The sequence below is a fragment of the Granulicella pectinivorans genome, from assembly GCF_900114625.1.
Lineage (GTDB): Bacteria > Acidobacteriota > Terriglobia > Terriglobales > Acidobacteriaceae > Edaphobacter > Edaphobacter pectinivorans.
In genome coordinates this window covers 1,377,589-1,392,484 of record NZ_FOZL01000001.1, presented here as the reverse complement: position 1 = coordinate 1,392,484, position 14,896 = coordinate 1,377,589, and the positions used below count along the sequence as shown (strand labels likewise).

15 protein-coding genes are annotated in these 14,896 nt (G+C 60.5%); 2 read left to right on the top strand and 13 right to left on the bottom strand.

The features are described 5' to 3' along the window. Nucleotides 1-117: 117 nt before the first annotated feature. The 6 genes from BM400_RS05575 to BM400_RS21585 all read right to left on the bottom strand — a co-directional run bounded on the left by BM400_RS05575 (nucleotide 118) and on the right by BM400_RS21585 (nucleotide 5,317). Nucleotides 118-594 carry a DUF4265 domain-containing protein gene (locus BM400_RS05575; protein ID WP_089837399.1) on the bottom strand — a complete coding sequence of 159 codons (477 nt, stop codon included), beginning with the start codon at nucleotides 592-594 and terminating at the stop codon, nucleotides 118-120. 8 nt (nucleotides 595-602) lie between these two features. Next, nucleotides 603-1,625, bottom strand: a complete 1,023-nt coding sequence (gene ruvB / locus BM400_RS05570; protein ID WP_089837397.1) for a Holliday junction branch migration DNA helicase RuvB — start codon at nucleotides 1,623-1,625, stop codon at nucleotides 603-605. Nucleotides 1,626-1,823: 198 nt separating this feature from the next. Beyond that, nucleotides 1,824-3,194, bottom strand: a complete 1,371-nt coding sequence (locus tag BM400_RS05565; protein WP_089837395.1) for an alpha-galactosidase — start codon at nucleotides 3,192-3,194, stop codon at nucleotides 1,824-1,826. A gap of 202 nt (nucleotides 3,195-3,396) precedes the next feature. Then, nucleotides 3,397-4,722, bottom strand: a complete 1,326-nt coding sequence (locus BM400_RS05560) for an amidohydrolase (protein ID WP_089837392.1) — start codon at nucleotides 4,720-4,722, stop codon at nucleotides 3,397-3,399. 65 nt (nucleotides 4,723-4,787) lie between these two features. After that, nucleotides 4,788-5,030 carry a hypothetical protein gene (locus BM400_RS05555; RefSeq protein WP_089837390.1) on the bottom strand — a complete coding sequence of 81 codons (243 nt, stop codon included), beginning with the start codon at nucleotides 5,028-5,030 and terminating at the stop codon, nucleotides 4,788-4,790. 41 nt (nucleotides 5,031-5,071) lie between these two features. Further along, nucleotides 5,072-5,317 (bottom strand): hypothetical protein, encoded by a 246-nt coding sequence (locus BM400_RS21585; RefSeq protein ID WP_141223816.1) that lies wholly within the window; start codon nucleotides 5,315-5,317, stop codon nucleotides 5,072-5,074. A 62-nt stretch (nucleotides 5,318-5,379) separates the two neighbouring features. On the opposite strand from BM400_RS21585, the gene BM400_RS05550 reads away from it, so the two are divergent. Next, on the top strand, nucleotides 5,380-5,559 hold the full coding sequence (locus tag BM400_RS05550; RefSeq protein WP_245781700.1) for a type II toxin-antitoxin system HicB family antitoxin: 180 nt from the start codon (nucleotides 5,380-5,382) through the stop codon (nucleotides 5,557-5,559). A gap of 86 nt (nucleotides 5,560-5,645) precedes the next feature. Next, nucleotides 5,646-5,846 carry a type II toxin-antitoxin system HicA family toxin gene (locus BM400_RS22900; RefSeq protein WP_217644080.1) on the top strand — a complete coding sequence of 67 codons (201 nt, stop codon included), beginning with the start codon at nucleotides 5,646-5,648 and terminating at the stop codon, nucleotides 5,844-5,846. 329 nt (nucleotides 5,847-6,175) lie between these two features. Here the strand turns inward: BM400_RS22900 and frr are convergent, their stop codons facing one another. The 7 genes from frr to BM400_RS05510 all read right to left on the bottom strand — a co-directional run bounded on the left by frr (nucleotide 6,176) and on the right by BM400_RS05510 (nucleotide 14,700). Next, nucleotides 6,176-6,760 carry a ribosome recycling factor gene (frr, locus tag BM400_RS05540; protein WP_089837385.1) on the bottom strand — a complete coding sequence of 195 codons (585 nt, stop codon included), beginning with the start codon at nucleotides 6,758-6,760 and terminating at the stop codon, nucleotides 6,176-6,178. 83 nt (nucleotides 6,761-6,843) lie between these two features. Then, nucleotides 6,844-8,535, bottom strand: coding sequence for a cryptochrome/photolyase family protein (locus tag BM400_RS05535; protein ID WP_089837383.1), 1,692 nt, complete (start codon nucleotides 8,533-8,535; stop codon nucleotides 6,844-6,846). A gap of 111 nt (nucleotides 8,536-8,646) precedes the next feature. After that, nucleotides 8,647-10,551, bottom strand: coding sequence for an alpha-L-arabinofuranosidase C-terminal domain-containing protein (locus BM400_RS05530; protein ID WP_089841526.1), 1,905 nt, complete (start codon nucleotides 10,549-10,551; stop codon nucleotides 8,647-8,649). A gap of 109 nt (nucleotides 10,552-10,660) precedes the next feature. Then, the gene (locus tag BM400_RS05525) at nucleotides 10,661-11,797 is read right to left on the bottom strand and encodes a cellulase family glycosylhydrolase (protein WP_089837380.1); all 1,137 of its coding nucleotides are present in this window, start codon (nucleotides 11,795-11,797) and stop codon (nucleotides 10,661-10,663) included. 63 nt (nucleotides 11,798-11,860) lie between these two features. Beyond that, on the bottom strand, nucleotides 11,861-12,118 hold the full coding sequence (locus tag BM400_RS05520) for a hypothetical protein (protein WP_089837378.1): 258 nt from the start codon (nucleotides 12,116-12,118) through the stop codon (nucleotides 11,861-11,863). Then, nucleotides 12,118-13,338 (bottom strand): aminotransferase class I/II-fold pyridoxal phosphate-dependent enzyme, encoded by a 1,221-nt coding sequence (locus BM400_RS05515; protein ID WP_245781699.1) that lies wholly within the window; start codon nucleotides 13,336-13,338, stop codon nucleotides 12,118-12,120. Before BM400_RS05515 ends, BM400_RS05520 begins: the two co-directional genes overlap by 1 nt. A gap of 42 nt (nucleotides 13,339-13,380) precedes the next feature. Continuing rightward, on the bottom strand, nucleotides 13,381-14,700 hold the full coding sequence (locus tag BM400_RS05510; RefSeq protein ID WP_141223815.1) for a PAS domain-containing protein: 1,320 nt from the start codon (nucleotides 14,698-14,700) through the stop codon (nucleotides 13,381-13,383). Nucleotides 14,701-14,896: the final 196 nt, after the last annotated feature.

Sequence of the window (14,896 nt, the reverse complement as noted above, 5' to 3'; positions counted from 1 at the left end):
CATAAGCGCCAGCGACGCAAAAGAAAAGCTCAGCCCCCGATGGAGGCCCGGCCTAACCCATCCACAAACTTCGGACTAGAGCCCCGAACAACCCACGAACCAGAGCATCACAATGTCCTAGTTAACCAAGTCTTCCGTTCCCATAGCTTGAGGCTGCGCCGCATACCGCTGCTCCAGCCAGCCCATCCCCTGACACTCTTCGAGATAATCCGCAACGCTATCGAAGTCCACCAGAGGAGGAAGATCGATCGCATAGAGCTTTCCGTCCGCATTCTCGCAGCTCGCGCCAAGCTCCTCCACCCGTGCGAAGACCACATCCTTCTTCTCCATCCCTTCGTCGCAAAAGACGATCTGAATCGCCCGGTGCCCACCGCGGCGGACGACCTCCTGCACCACGGGATTCTTGTTCTCGGCGGAAGCGATAGCCCTCACCACATCCATGAAGTTGATTTCAAGTGTGTGCCATGGCGAATTGCGGATCTCATATCGATCCTCCCCCACCTTCACCGACCACACTCCTTCGCCGCCAACCCCATCCTCAGCGTCCGGGAGATCGATCACAACCTTCACAAACTCTTCTTCCGATTCAGACATCCGCCCCCTTAAAACAACCCACGCGGCCCAGGCATCTCAATCCCAAAGTGCTCATACGCCAGCCGCGTAGCCACCCTACCTCTCGGCGTACGATCCAGAAACCCAATCTGGATCAAAAACGGCTCATACACCTCTTCCAGCGCATCCTGCTCCTCAGCCAACGCGGCCGCCAAAGTATTCAGCCCCACCGGCCCCCCATCGTACTTCTCGATGATCGTCATCAGCAGCCGCCGGTCCAACTGATCGAACCCATGCGCATCCACCTCGAGCATCTCCAGCGCCGCCATCGCCACCGGACGCGTAATCTCCCCATTCGCCCGCACCTGCGCATAGTCCCGCACCCGCCGCAGCAGCCGGTTCGCAATACGCGGAGTCCCCCGCGACCGCATCGCAATCTCCGCCGCTCCATCATGGTCGATCGGCACCCCCATCACCTCCGCCGACCGCTCCACCACAAACCGCAGCTCATCTTCGGTGTAGAACTCCAACCGCAGCAAAATCCCAAACCGAGACCGCAGCGGCGAACTCAACAACCCCGGCCGCGTCGTCGCCGCCACAAACGTAAACGGCTTGATCTCCATCACATGCGTCCGCGCGCTCGGCCCGGTCCCGATCATGATGTCCAGCGTATAGTCCTCGAGCGCCGTATACAGCTTCTCTTCCAACACTGCCTGCAACCGGTGAATCTCGTCTAGAAACAACACCTGCTTCTCCCGCAGGTTCGTCAGAATCGCCGTCAGATCCCCCTGAATCTGCAACGCAGGCCCACTCGTCTGCTGGTACCCCACCCCAAGCTCATTCGCAATAATCGTCGCCAGCGTCGTCTTCCCCAGCCCCGGAGGCCCAAACAGCAGCACATGGTCCAAAGCCTCCCCACGGCTCTTCGCTGCCTCCAGCGCAATCGCCAACTGCTCCTTCGCCTTCTCCTGCCCAATGAACTCCGCCAGCCGCGTCGGTCGCAGCTTCAGCTCAAACGCCGCGTCTTCCTCCCCGCGCTTGCCGGAAACCAGCCGATCCGCATCCTTGCTCATCGTCGTAAAGCGCCCCCAAAGGCGATGGTAAGGCGAAGCCCGCCCCCGCGCAACCTACGCATGACTTTCCAAACCCGCAAGGAGCCCTTGCCGTTGCCCCCTTGGTTGTCATCCCCGAAGGAGATTTGCTTCTGCCGTTGCCTGTGCTGATCCTCCTTTCATCGTGTCGATCGAGGTACGCCTCGCTTTCTCCACCGCTCAATCCCCCAGCAGATCCTCCCCAGCCCCCGCCCGCAGCATCCACACCACGCATCCATGCGCCGGCACCACCACACCTTTCACCTCCCCCGTCCGCCCCGCCGCGGTCCCGTCCCAGACATTCCGTACCCTGTACTTCCCCTTCCCCAGCCCATACTTCGCAAACTCCACATCCATCGTCATCGGCGTATCCCCCACATTGAACAACGCCAGCGCCTTCTCCCGCCCCGGCAGATCCGCCGTCCACGCAATCAAATCGCCTTCATGCGAAACCTCCCGGCTTCCCATCGAAGCCTGGTCGATCCGGATCAGATCCCGATTCACCAACAACGTCGTCGTAAACCCATCCAGCATCGTCAGATTCGCCCCCAGAATCAGCGGCGACCGAGCCATCGCCCAAAGCGTAATCTGCGTCTTCGATTCATCCTCCGTCAGCCGCGACGTCCGAGCCTTCCCCCACCCCGGCTGCGGCCGCAGCTCACCCAGCGGAAGCATATCCGCATCCGGCCAGTTCCCCGGCTTCGCATACTTCTCCCACGCCGCCACCCGCGCAAACTGGCTCGTCACGCTTTGCGGAAACCCCGTCTCCGCCTTCCACACATCCCAGATGTCATCCGAGATCCGCCACATCTGCGCCAGCTCCCCCACCTCCGCAGCATGACTCAAATTCGTCGGCCCCGGCGACAGACTCAACACCACCGGCCTGCCCGCCTTCTCGATCGCCCGTCGAATCATCCGGATCTCATCCACCTTGTACGGATGGTCCGAAATACAATCCACCTTCAGCAGATCCACCCCCCACCCTGCAAACTGCCGCAGCAGCGAGTCGTAATACGCCTGCCCCGCCGCATTGTCCTTGACGCCCCAGTTCGTAGGGTCCCACGGACAGGCATCCTCCTGGTCCGCGACATCCACCGCATGAAACGCGCTTCCCTCAACCGGCGTATTGGCGATCACCGCCATCCGCGGAATCCCCCGCACAATATGAATGCCAAACTTCAGCCCCGCCGCATGCACATCCCGCCCAATCTGCTCGAACCCACGATCTCCCACCGCCGAAGGAAATCGCGTCACCGCCGGAATATACCGGCCATACGCATCGATCAGCATCCCCGACGTCGAAGGCTTCGGGCTGTCCGTGGGGTTCACCATGAACCACCCCTCGTCGATCACCGCGTAGTTCCACCCGTAGGGCTTCAGTGCCGTCGCCAGCACCTTCACATTGGCCCGAAACTGCTCCTCGGTAATGGTCAGCCCGTACGCATCCCAGCTATTCCATCCCATCGGAGGAGTTGCCGCCACCGGCTTGGTCGTTTGCGCGACCACCCCACTCGCAATCATCAAAACAAAGGCAAAAAGACGAATCCGCATGCGACGAACCTTACCACATTGTCCTGCCGGACGGGCGCCCTGCGCGGGCGGCGGTCACTTCGTGACGCGTATACCGGTCTTGCCGCAATGATCTCGTGCGGGCCTTCCGTTGGTCGGCACGGAACTCTGTTCCCGACCAACGGAAGGGCCACGCGAAGCGGTAAAAAGGCGTGTGAACGCCCGCCGCCCGCGTTGGGCGCTTTTATTGCAGTAAAGCGATGGAAACCGCCGTAAGGCTCTTCACGCCCGTCTCCAGAGTAGGCTCCGGATCCGGCTCGAACCGGCTCGTATGCCATCCCGGCAGCTCTTTCCCCGCCGCCTTCGCCGCTGCCAGCTTCGCCGGATTCGCCGATCCCAGCCGGTAATACATCACCGGAATCTTCCCATCCAGCCCAAAAACACCCACATCCTCCGAGCCCATCGCCACCGGCTCCGGCTCCACCTTCTCCGCACCCAGAGCCTTCACCAGCGCCGCATGCACCCTCTCCGCAAGCGCCGGATCGTTGTACTGCAGCGGAGCCGACTCATCCTCCAGCACCGTCACCACCGGCTCCAGCCCCTTCGGCAACGCCGCAGATACCGCAATCCCCGCCGCCATCGACCGAATCCCATCGAGAATCACCTTCCGCCCAGCATCCGACAGCGACCGCGTCGTCAGCTCCAGCTTCACCTCGTTCGGAATGATATTCCGCTTCGTTCCGCCGTGGATATCCCCCACCGTCACAACCGACGGGTCCAGCGGATTCTCCTCCCTGCTCACAATCGTCTGCAACTGCATGATGAACTCCGCCGCCAGCACCACCGGATCGCGCCCTTGGTTCGGCCTCGCCCCATGCCCGCCAATCCCCTTGATCGTCACATCGATCGAAGTCGAACTCGCCATCGCCGCCCCGCTCCGCATCGCCACGGTTCCCGCGGCATGCTCGGCCGAATCGTGCAGCCCAATCACCATATCCGGCTTCCCGAACCGTTCATACAGGTGGTCCGCAATCATAGCCTTCGCCCCATCGATGGTCTCTTCCGAGGGCTGCCCAACAATCATCAGCGTGCCATGCCAAAGCCCCTTGTTCGCCGCCAGAGCCCGCGCCGTCCCCACCAGCACGGTCGTATGCACATCATGCCCGCACGCATGCATCACCCCGACCTCCTGGCCGCTCTTGTTCTTGGTCATCACATGGCTCGCATAGGGAACGCCCGTCTCCTCGATCACCGGCAGTGCGTCCATATCCCCCCGCACCAGCAACGTCGGCCCCGCCCCGTTCTTCAAGATCCCCACAACCCCATACGCCTTCGACCCATCCGGATAAACTCCCACGTGATCCGTAACGGTGTAGCCAGCCTTCTTCAGCTCCGCCGACACCATCGCAGAGGTATTCGCTTCAAAGTGCGAGAGCTCCGGATGCGCATGCAGGCCCTTGTACATCGTCACCAGCCCAGGCATCTCCTGCTTCTCAAACGCAGCCACATCCTGCCCGAACAACGCGGCACCCGAAATAACCAGCAAAGCAGCAACACCAGCCTTCAGCATGGGAGACTCCTCACGACAGAACGAAGAATTTCTTCCGAGTCTAAACCCTAGGCAGTATGCACTTTTTAGTGATTTAGATTTGCGGCCCGTCTTTCCAGTCGATTGAGAGCATTTTTCTTCAGGATGGGATTGTCCGAAAGCGCAAGCGCTTGCAGCTTGCTCTCGACGTCCTCTCCGGGAAGTTTGCCAAGCGCCCAGATTGCCTTGACGGCCAAGGCCCTGTACTCATCAAAATCCAGATACTCCGGTATCCATTGCGTCGCACGAGAAAGCGCCGTCACCGCCGAAGGGCTTCGCAAATCGTCCAACGCGCTTACCACATCCTCGTGCCTGAAGTGCCAATCTGCTTCTACGAGATGACAGAGGATATCTTCGTGCTCAGGGCCAAAACCGAAGACAAACCAATGATCAGCGCATACTCCAAATCCTCGGCATTCTTGGTTTCATAAGCTGCTTCAAGCACGGCCATCGCCATTTTGCCGTTCTGAACCGACGCAGGAAAATGGCGTAAGAATTCTTCCTTGGAAATTCGACTCTTCCCTGAGGGAGGACTAATGACCAAACTGGATACGAGTTTTCGTTCTTGAGGCGTCATTTAAAGTGAATAGGATTGAGGTCGTTAGCAGTTTATCAATACCTATGACACTCCACGTCACCATGGAAACCGATGAAGATGGCTGGATCGTAGTCGAATGCCCTGCCTTGCCCGGTTGCGTATCTCAGGGCCGCACCGAGGAAGAGGCCATGGCAAACATCAAAGATGCAATTGAAGCTTGGATGTGGGCCGAAGATCAAAAGGCGATTGGAGAGTTGCCATCGGATCGTTCAGCGGTCTGAGTAGCCGTTTAATCCCCACAGACAGGCCCTGTTTCCCACAAAGATAACTGTCGCAAGAATTGTGCAAGTGGGATGAGCCTTGATGCATGGGAACGCTCACCAACATCTCCGGAGAAGAAGCTGCCAAGGCCTTCATGCGTGCCGGATGGGAGCGCCAAGGTCAGCGAGGTAGCCACCTCGTTTTAAGCAAGCCAGGAATGCGCTGTCACCTTACGATCCCGCAGCACAAAGAACTCGCAAGGGGACGCTTCGTTCCCTCATTCGAATGCGAGACTGACCGTGGATGAGTTTCTTGCGCTTCTACAGTATTTCCGCCTGGGAATACTGCGCGGTTATCGAAGCAAAAACATACCACTTTCCGCTGAACGGCATTTCCATCCATTTGGCCACAAAATCCATGCATGTACCCACGTTTTAGCGTCCAAAACCCTTCTGGTGAAACATTGGGGTTTTCGCATCGTCCACCCGTAACTCCTTTCGATCACCATGATTACAGACAGCGCATCATTCTCCTCTTTTCATACCAATTTTTAGGCCCACCTAACCCAAGAGGTCAGACCAAAAGCAAATCGCGCCCCAGACCACAGGGCGCGATGCAAGCGAAACCGACACGGAATCAGACCGTCATCACATCTTTTTCCTTGGCCTTGAACATCTCCTCGAGCACCTTGATCTGCGCGTCGGTAAGCTGCTGAATCTCTTCATTCGCGCGCTTTTCATCGTCCGCCGAGATCAGCTTGTCCTTGGCCGCCTTCTTCACCGCCTCGTTGCCGTCACGGCGAATATTGCGCATCGACGTCTTGTGCCCTTCCAGAACGCCCGCCAGATGCTTGACCGCCTCCTTGCGCCGCTCCTCCGTCATCGGCGGAATCGGCACGCGGATAATGCGCCCATCGTGCATGGGGTTGAAGCCCTGACCGCTCGTACGAATCGCCTTCTCAATCGCGCCAACCAGCGAGATCTCCCACGGCTGCACCACGATCAGTTGCGCCTCGGGCGTCGTCACCTGCGCTACCTGCGAGATCTGCGTGTCCGTGCCGTAATAGTCGATCTTGATCTGGTCCAGCATGTGGACGCTCGCGCGACCGGTGCGCGTAGACAGCAAATTCGCGCGAAAATCCTCGATCGTCTTGTCCATCCGTGTCTTCACCTGCACTTGCAGGTCCTTCAAAGCCGGAATACTCGCCATTGCCGATGCCATGTGTCTCTCCTCAAAAACGCCGTCTCCTATCTTAGAGGAAATGCGGCGTCTCGACACCTCGCAGGGGTCGCCGCCGCCCAAGACTAGCCCCGTTTGTACTCCGGACGCGGGAACGATTGGAGATGCTCGATGGCCTCGGCGGCACGCTGGCGGAGACCGGTCCGCTCAGCCTCGCTCTTGCGCCGCAGGGTCTGGTACGGCATCTGCATCCGGAACATGCCGCCCAGCACAGGCTCATGACGCTCAAGGAAGGTCCAGTAGAGTGCAGTAAACGGGCATGATCCGGGGCCCGTGGACTTCTTTGGATCGAACTGGCAGCGGCCACACAGGTTCGACATCCGGTTGATGTAGGCAGCACCCGAGACGTACGGCTTGGTGGCCGTGAGGCCGCCATCCGCGTAAGTCGACATGCCCAGCACATTCGGCTCAACGACCCAGTCGAAGGCGTCCACGTACGCGAACCAGAACCAGTCCGTCAGCTCGCGAGGAGAAAAGCCGCACAGCGTGGCCAGGTTCGAGAGGACCATGAGCCGTGGAATGTGGTGCGACCACCCCTCCGCGATGACCTGCGCCACCGTCGTATCGACACAGCGCAGACCCGACGCGACACCCCAGTAGGCAGCCGGAAGCGGCAACGACGCGCCGAGAGCCGATGGCCGCGCACCCCGGTAGGCTTCTTCATCTGGGTAGGCGGAGGATGAGGCTTCCTGCGCAGGACCTGGGCGTTCCTGCGGGACATGGTCAACGAGCAGGCGGTATCCATCGGTCTGCTGATGCACATGCCGCATGAACTCGCGCCATCCGAGAAGCTGGCGGATGAATCCCTCGGCACTGGCCATGGGAATCGAACCGGACCCGGCGGCTGTGGCCACATCCCCGATCAAGGCGGCGGGCAGGAGACGTCCAAGATTGACGAGCGCCGAGGTCTTGGAGTGAAAGAGCTGGGGCTCATCGTCGCGCATCGCATCCTCGAACGGCCCGAAATGAGGCAACAGACGCGTGAGCGCGAACTGCCACATGCGGTCGCAGTCGGCCTGCGTGCAGGGCAGGTCGAAGCTTTCCGTGGTGCCGAAGTGGTCGGCGTACACCGTGTCGACCATCGCGATGACCTCGCGCGTAATCTCGTCCGGCGCGAATCCCGGCGCGATCGGCACAGGCACCTGTCCCTTGTAGGGCAGGCGGTTCTCCGCGTCGAAGGAAAACTGTCCGCCCACCGGCTTGGCGTTGTGCATGAGGATTCCGGTCTTCTGCCGCATCGCGCGATAGAAGCGATCCATCACGTAACTTCGGCCATGCCGGTACGGACCATACACGGCCATAAAGTCATCGAGCGTCGAGAGCCAGGTCGTATCCGCCACGAATCGCATGTTGAGGCCATGCTCGATGGCGGTCGCAAGATCGAGCCGAAGCTCCCGCTCGGCGGGCGTCATGCAGACCAGTTCCGGAAGACCGCGTGCGCGTTGCAGCTCCAGAAGCCCCTGACCATGGCTCTTCGGCGAGAAGTGATACAGGACGGCGACACCCCGCGCAGCCTGCTCCAGCGCGAAGTGGCGCATGTTGGCGATAAGCACCACGAGCTTCTTCCTGTGATACGGGCGGCGCATGGCCTTCGCGGTCGATTCCACGATGACGATGCCCGTGGCCTGCGCCCCCTGTTCGGCGAGCGGTCCCGTCCGGTCCGTGAAGCGATCGTACGGCACATAGATCCAGCGTCTGCCGGCGATGTCTTCCGCAGTCGGCTGCGCCGTGGCGATTCGTGCTGAAAACGTCTGCATTCCAGCATGGAAGCACAAAGAGGATAGAGTCTGCTGCCGCGACGGATGCATTTGTTCCATGCATCCGCCGCTTGGACGGCAAACTCCATCCTCATGAAAAAACGGCGCCTATTATTTCGTCTCAAGCTCCAGGATCTGAATCGAGTATCCGGGAATCGTGTACGTGAATTTGCCCGAAGCCTTCTTGAACGTGCCGTCGACAGGCACGATCTTCGTCGGCGTGGTGATCGTATTGGTTGCGCCCAGCGTCTTCGCGCTCAGCGTCACCAGCTTCGCCGTTGGAGCGACCTTCGTCGCACCATCGAGCGCAATGGTCATCGTCTTCGGCGTCGAGCTTCCGTTCACCAGCTTCAGATGAATCGTGCCCGTGGCCGCCGTACGCGTCGCCGAGTAGAAGAAGCGGCTTCCCGCGCCCTCGCTCTTGCCCGTCAGGATTTCGTCGCCGAGATACTTGTTGAACATCACCTGCGCGTAATAGCTGGGCGAACCATAGCTGGTCATCGCGTCATAGCCGATCAGATCGCTCTCCCACTGCATGCCGTTCGGATTCACGTTCACCAGCAGAGGCGCATACGACGCCATCTTGATCAGGTCGCTGTTGCGCTCCATCGACGTCATGAAGGCCGCATCGCCAAGCGCCGAACCGAAGTTCGGGGTAGGACCACCCTCGCGCGTCGCCCACTCCCCCACGAAGATTGCCGGACCATTCCGGTCCATCGTGTCGTAGTGGTCGTCCATCTCGTAGAACTCCTGCGCCTTCTTGTAATAGTGGTCGTCAATCATATCCGGCTTCATCCCGTTGACTGGCGTGGTCGCGATCAACTGCAGCTCCGGATACTTGGCCTTGATGGCCTTATAGAACTGCGCGTAGCGGCCGTCGTAGCTGCCCGACTTGTCGAACCAATCCTCATTGCCAATCTCGACGTAGCTCAAAGGATAAGGCTCCGGATGCCCATTCTTCGCACGCTCCGCGCCCCACTTCGTGCTTGTGCTTCCGGTGATGTACTCGATCTCATCGAGCGCATCCTGCACATACGGTTCGAGGTCCTTGCCCGGCTTGATGTAGTCATGCTTCAACGCGTAGCCGGCGAACACGGCAAGCAGAGGCTGCATCTTCAGGTCTTCGCACCAGTTCAAGAACTCAGGCAGACCGAACTGGTCCGTCGACCAGTAGTTCCACGGGCTGCGATGTCCGGGACGATCGACAACAGGGCCGATCGTCTTCTTCCAATCGAAGCGCTCGTTGATGTAGTCGCCTTCCAGATAGTTGCCGCCGGGGAAGCGCAGAAAGCGCGGCTGCATGGCCGCGAGCTTCTCCATCAGGTCCGCACGGCTGCCGCGTTCGCGGTTCTTGTAGGTCGGCGGGAAGAGGCTTACCAGATCGATCCAGACCTTACCCGGGTGAGCGACCGCAAGCAGAAGCTCGTTCTCGACGTTCGCCGGATGATCGGCACTCGTGGTCAGGGTAAAGTCGTACTGCTTCCACTCGGTCGTCAGGGGAGCCGTGACTGCTTCAGGCCCCTTGCCAGTGTCGTTGTTGGTCAGGCGCACATGCACCGGGCCCACCGCGGAAGAGTCCGCCTTGGCCCAGAACGATCCCTTGTAGGTCGTGCTCGGCCGGACCGGGATGCCCCAGAAGCCGCGGTTCGAGATGCCGGCCAGATCCTTGTCCGACGCCTTCGTCACCGTCAACTGCATGCACTCCGGCAGCGCCGCGCTGGGGCCGCCGGTCTTCATCAGCTCATCATGGATCTCGGCGTCACCCATGGGACGAAGCAGCCAGTGGCTATCGCCCCAGCTGCCGTGAAAGGTGCGGATATTGATGAGATCGCCGTAGAGACCGCCCTCATACGAGTAGTTGATCTCTTCGGTCATCAGGCCATAGAGCTTTGGGCTGACCTTGGCCTTCACATGCTGTGTGTCGATTGTGAGCGTAGCCTGCGCGAGTGCGCCGATGGGCGCAAGAACCAGCGAGGCGGCAAGGGTAGAACGGAGAATCCCACGGAAACGGTGCATGCAGAGCATCCTCATCTTTCGGTGTGCGGCACAAAGAAGTGCTGTTTCGAGAAAACGTATTCTTGAGTCCACAACAAGATACCCGATCCGCAGTGCAACGCGCCAGATTTTATTCGGCACCGGGGTGCGAGGACGGTGTGCCGCGCCCCGTCAGACGGCGGATGAGATCGACCTCAGCCTGCCGGTAGGGCGTGCCGTCGTGGCGAAATACCTCGTGGAACCACACCGTCGGCTGGCTCAACACATAGGGCTTCTGCCACGAATCCCAGGGCAGATACGTCTGCGTCTTGCCGGCGACCAGGCCCCAGTTGATGGCTCCAACGTGGTATTTCTTCGCAACCGGAAGGCTTCCGTCGAAGGTACTGCCCGCGCCGCGCGCCATGTACTCCGTGCAGAGAATCGGACGCCCAAGCGGCTGCAACGACTGGATGCGCGCCTCAAAGTCTTCCGGCCAGCCGTAGTTATGGAAACTGATGATGTCGGACTCTGTAAGCTGAATCTTCGCCACCGCACTCCACTTCGAAGCATTCGCCCAGTCGTCCCCCGTCCACACGCCGCTGGTCAAAGGCTGCACCGGATGCGCCGAACGCACCCATGCAAACACCTTGGGAAGAAGTCCGGCAACGAGATCAGCCTTGTGTGGAGCCTCATCGAACCGCTTATCGTTGCCATTGTCGGGCTCGTTCCAGACGTCCCAGCCGAGGATCCGGTCGTCGTTGGCAAACGCCCCCACGACGCCTGTCACATACGCCTTCAGCTTCGGCTCGTAGGACTTGTCGACGAGGCCCTTCGTGCCGGGGCTCTGCACCCAGCCCGAGTTATGCACGCCGGGAATGGGAGGGTGCTGCGGACCAAGCTTCGGGTCGGTCTCCCAGCAGGAGTCGAAGAGCACCAGAAGGGGCCGGATGTGGTGCTTCGCGGCGATGCCAAGAAACGTATCGAGGCGCTTCTTGAAGCCTTCCGGATCCTGCTCCCAGAGCTGGTCCTGCAGGAACACACGCATGGTGTTCATGCCAATCGCCTCGGCCAACCCGAGCTCACGGTCGTTGATCGCAGGGTTGAAGGTCGCGGCCTGGAACATCTCCAGTTGGTTGATCGCATCGGACGGAATGAAGTTCGCGCCCACCAGCCAGGGCTGTTTCGCATACCAGGCGTTGGCCTGCTCGGGCGTCCAGCGCTTCTGCGCAAACCCCGCTGAAAACGCACCCAGAACGAACATCACGACGACAAGCAAGCGAATCCGCATGGAAACTCCCAACCGATGAAGCAATCGATTTCATTCGCTGGAAAGGTTACCAGACCGCGGCCTTCACTTGCTCTCCGGAATGACCCCGCCAAGACCTCGGTCCGCCTTTTTCTTCTTCGTGGGATAGACCTTCGGAGGCGGCGGAGGGGCGAGCACCTCTTCCACACGCTCCGCCATCGCCCTCCAGTACTTCACGTCCGGCGGCCTCGCCGAGGGCACGCTCTGGCGCATCGCGCAGTACCATCGCGCCCATTCGAGCTCACGCGCTCCCTTGTTCTTCAGCGCAGCTTCTACCCGCGCGACCTCCGACGGAACCGCCACTAGCGTGTCCTCCCGCGCAGGCGCCGGCACGCATCCACCAGGTCAGCGTCTTTCTTCGCAAAGCAGAACCGCAGCAGATCTTCCCCACCGCCGGGACGGAAGAACGCCGAACCCGCCACCGAACCCACGCCCGTCTCCTTGAGCAGCGTGCGAGCTTTGGCCGCGGCGTTCGCGCCTTCAATCGACGATGCATCCGCAAGGATGTAATACGCGCCATCCGGCACATGCGGCGTCATGCCGGCATCGCGCAGCGCATCGACCAGCATTGTCCTCTTCTCCTGGTGATCCCGCGCCAGCCCGGTGTAATACGAGGGTGGCAACTGCTCCACGCCGTCGGCCACTCCATGCTGGAAGGGCGCGGGGGCACACACATAGGTCAGGTCGTGGAAATAGCCAATGGAGCCGACCCACTTCGCATCGGCGATCAGGTAGCCGATGCGCCAGCCCGTCACCGAAAACGTCTTCGAGAAGCCCGACATCAGGATCGTCCGCTCGCGCAGGCCGGGCAGTTCCATTGGGCTGACATGTTTCGCATTGCCATAGACGAAGTGCTCGTAGATCTCATCGGTGAAGAGGAAGAGGTCGAACTCGTCGGCGATGGCTCCAATCGCCTCCAGCTCCGTGCGCGTAAATACCTTGCCGGAGGGATTGCACGGGGTATTCACGACCACGGCGCGGGTCCTGGGCGTGATCGCAGCGCGCACCGCCTCGAGATCCAGCTCCCAGGTTCCGTACCTGAGCGCAACCGGCACCGGAACGATCCGCATGCCCTTGAACATGCCCAGGTGATAGCCGTAGAACGGCTCAAAGACCACAACCTCATCGCCAGGATTGAGCAGCGCATGGCATGCGGCCTGGAATGCGCCCGTGGCTCCGCTGGTGATCAGCACCTCGCGCTCCGGGTCGACCTCGATGCCATGCGTGCGTGCCACCTGAGCGGCAATCGCCTGGCGCAAACGCAGAATTCCTTCGAGCCGCGTATAGATGTTGAGACCGTCGCGGATGGCCTTGTGCGCGCCTTCGGCGACCACCGCCGGCACCTCCGTATCGCAGACGCCCTGCGCCAGGTTCACACCACCCATCGCGTCGCACGCAACACTCATCGCGCGAATCTCCGACTGCAGAACACGCGGCGCCAGCTCGCTCAGGCGCAGCGAAGAAGCTGTATCCATCATTGCAAGATTCCCTTCGCACACGTCGATCACATGCGTCGACTTCATCTTACCGCTCCGCCGCCTTCCCCGCCGGAGCGGAAGCCCGTGCTAGGGCCGGCAGGTATCGGCCAGATCCGGACTTTCGACAGGGAGTCCATACCGCCTCTGGATCCCAGCGAGCACACCGCAGATCTTCCGTAGCTCTTCCTCGGCAACCTCAAGCGCGGCGTGTGCCTCCGGGCGCCTGATCTCATCCCGCACCACTCCAAGAAGCCCGCGCAGCGTATCGAGCGGATCGGCGATCTGGCCGACGATCGTCTCCACGAGCACCCCGGCCACCGCCTCCTTCTCCCCCTCGACGAGCCTCGCTTCCGCCATCTTCGAACTGGTCGTCTCGGTCGCCAGCGTGGTAATCGCAGACACCGCGCCGTTGGCGTCGAAGACAGGCGTCGCATTCAGATTCCAGGAGCGATGGACGCCCGGAGACGACAGCAACTCCCCCTCGATCTCCACATCGAGCACATGCTCCCCGGCGGCTGCTCGTTCCAGCACCTCGCGGAGTCCTGGAACATCCGGAACGGCCTCAAGGCAGCACTTCCCGAGTATGTCTTCGACCGCGCAGCCCAACATATCCGCCGATCGTTGATTGAAACGCAGAAAGCGGAAGTCTCGGGCGTCGATCAACGCAAGCCCAATCGGAGCCGTGCGGTAGATCGCCTCAAGCTCCGTCCACTGCCGGAACAACTGCTTCTCCCTGTCCTCGCTCACCTGCCGCGCCAGCACCGCCTGCGTGACGTCGGTCGCCTGCACCATGACGCCTTCCACCACACCCGCCGCGTTGCGAATCGGTTGGTAGATAAAGTCGAAGTGCCGCACGTCCCATTCCTGGGTCTGCTCATGGACATAGCGGCAGGGCAGCTCCTTCCCAACGAACGGAGTGCCGGTTCGATAGACTCTATCGAGCAGACCGAAGAAGGGCTGCCCTTTCATCTCCGGATAGACCTCCCGCACGGACTTGCCCAGCACATTGGCCTTGGTCCGCCCCATCAGTTCCAGATACAGCGGATTGACGAACCGGTAGTGGTGGTCGGGGCCCATCAGGATCAGCAGAGGGGTCGGGGCCTGCATGAAGAGGTCGTACAACTCGCTCCCCGAGATCTCCGTGATCGTCGCTAGAGAGGGCGTCGACGCCCTCTCCAACTGCAACTCGGCAAGTTGTCTGTCATTCAGGTCCAACTCCACCCAACGCTGCGGAGAGGTAGGCCGGTTGATCGTCAACAATACTCCCTGCACCGTCTGAAACATCGCCTGCTTCTCGAGACTCGACTGCATGACCAGTCCGAGAAACTCATCCTCATGTCCGTAGGTATTGATTCTAAAGTCGATTTCGGAGCTCGCGTTTTGGCCCTTCGCAATTCCTACCGTCACAAGAAACAACTCATCCCTGGTATGACTAAATGCAAGCCTGACCCTCAAGCGCACTCTCCTGTCCTTGCGCCATCTTCGGCGTCTCTCGATCCATCGCAAACGACGTGTTCCGCAAGAGCGAGCGGCACACGCGCGCAGCGAAATCACCACAGAAGCAACGTTGTACTTGGATTCAACAAAGAAGTCACGATACTTT

What these genes read in the sequence shown, in the direction of transcription:
- BM400_RS05575 (WP_089837399.1), bottom strand. Translation starts at nt 594, where the DNA reads ATGTCTGAATCGGAAGAAGAGTTTGTGAAGGTTGTGATCGATCTCCCG.
- BM400_RS05515 (WP_245781699.1), bottom strand. Translation starts at nt 13,338, where the DNA reads ATGAAGTCGACGCATGTGATCGACGTGTGCGAAGGGAATCTTGCAATG.
- BM400_RS05535 (WP_089837383.1), bottom strand. Translation starts at nt 8,535, where the DNA reads ATGCAGACGTTTTCAGCACGAATCGCCACGGCGCAGCCGACTGCGGAA.
- BM400_RS05530 (WP_089841526.1), bottom strand. Translation starts at nt 10,551, where the DNA reads ATGCACCGTTTCCGTGGGATTCTCCGTTCTACCCTTGCCGCCTCGCTG.
- BM400_RS22900 (WP_217644080.1), top strand. Translation starts at nt 5,646, where the DNA reads ATGGGAACGCTCACCAACATCTCCGGAGAAGAAGCTGCCAAGGCCTTC.
- frr (WP_089837385.1), bottom strand. Translation starts at nt 6,760, where the DNA reads ATGGCATCGGCAATGGCGAGTATTCCGGCTTTGAAGGACCTGCAAGTG.
- ruvB (WP_089837397.1), bottom strand. Translation starts at nt 1,625, where the DNA reads ATGAGCAAGGATGCGGATCGGCTGGTTTCCGGCAAGCGCGGGGAGGAA.
- BM400_RS05560 (WP_089837392.1), bottom strand. Translation starts at nt 4,722, where the DNA reads ATGCTGAAGGCTGGTGTTGCTGCTTTGCTGGTTATTTCGGGTGCCGCG.
- BM400_RS05525 (WP_089837380.1), bottom strand. Translation starts at nt 11,797, where the DNA reads ATGCGGATTCGCTTGCTTGTCGTCGTGATGTTCGTTCTGGGTGCGTTT.
- BM400_RS05550 (WP_245781700.1), top strand. Translation starts at nt 5,380, where the DNA reads ATGGAAACCGATGAAGATGGCTGGATCGTAGTCGAATGCCCTGCCTTG.
- BM400_RS05565 (WP_089837395.1), bottom strand. Translation starts at nt 3,194, where the DNA reads ATGCGGATTCGTCTTTTTGCCTTTGTTTTGATGATTGCGAGTGGGGTG.
- BM400_RS21585 (WP_141223816.1), bottom strand. Translation starts at nt 5,317, where the DNA reads ATGACGCCTCAAGAACGAAAACTCGTATCCAGTTTGGTCATTAGTCCT.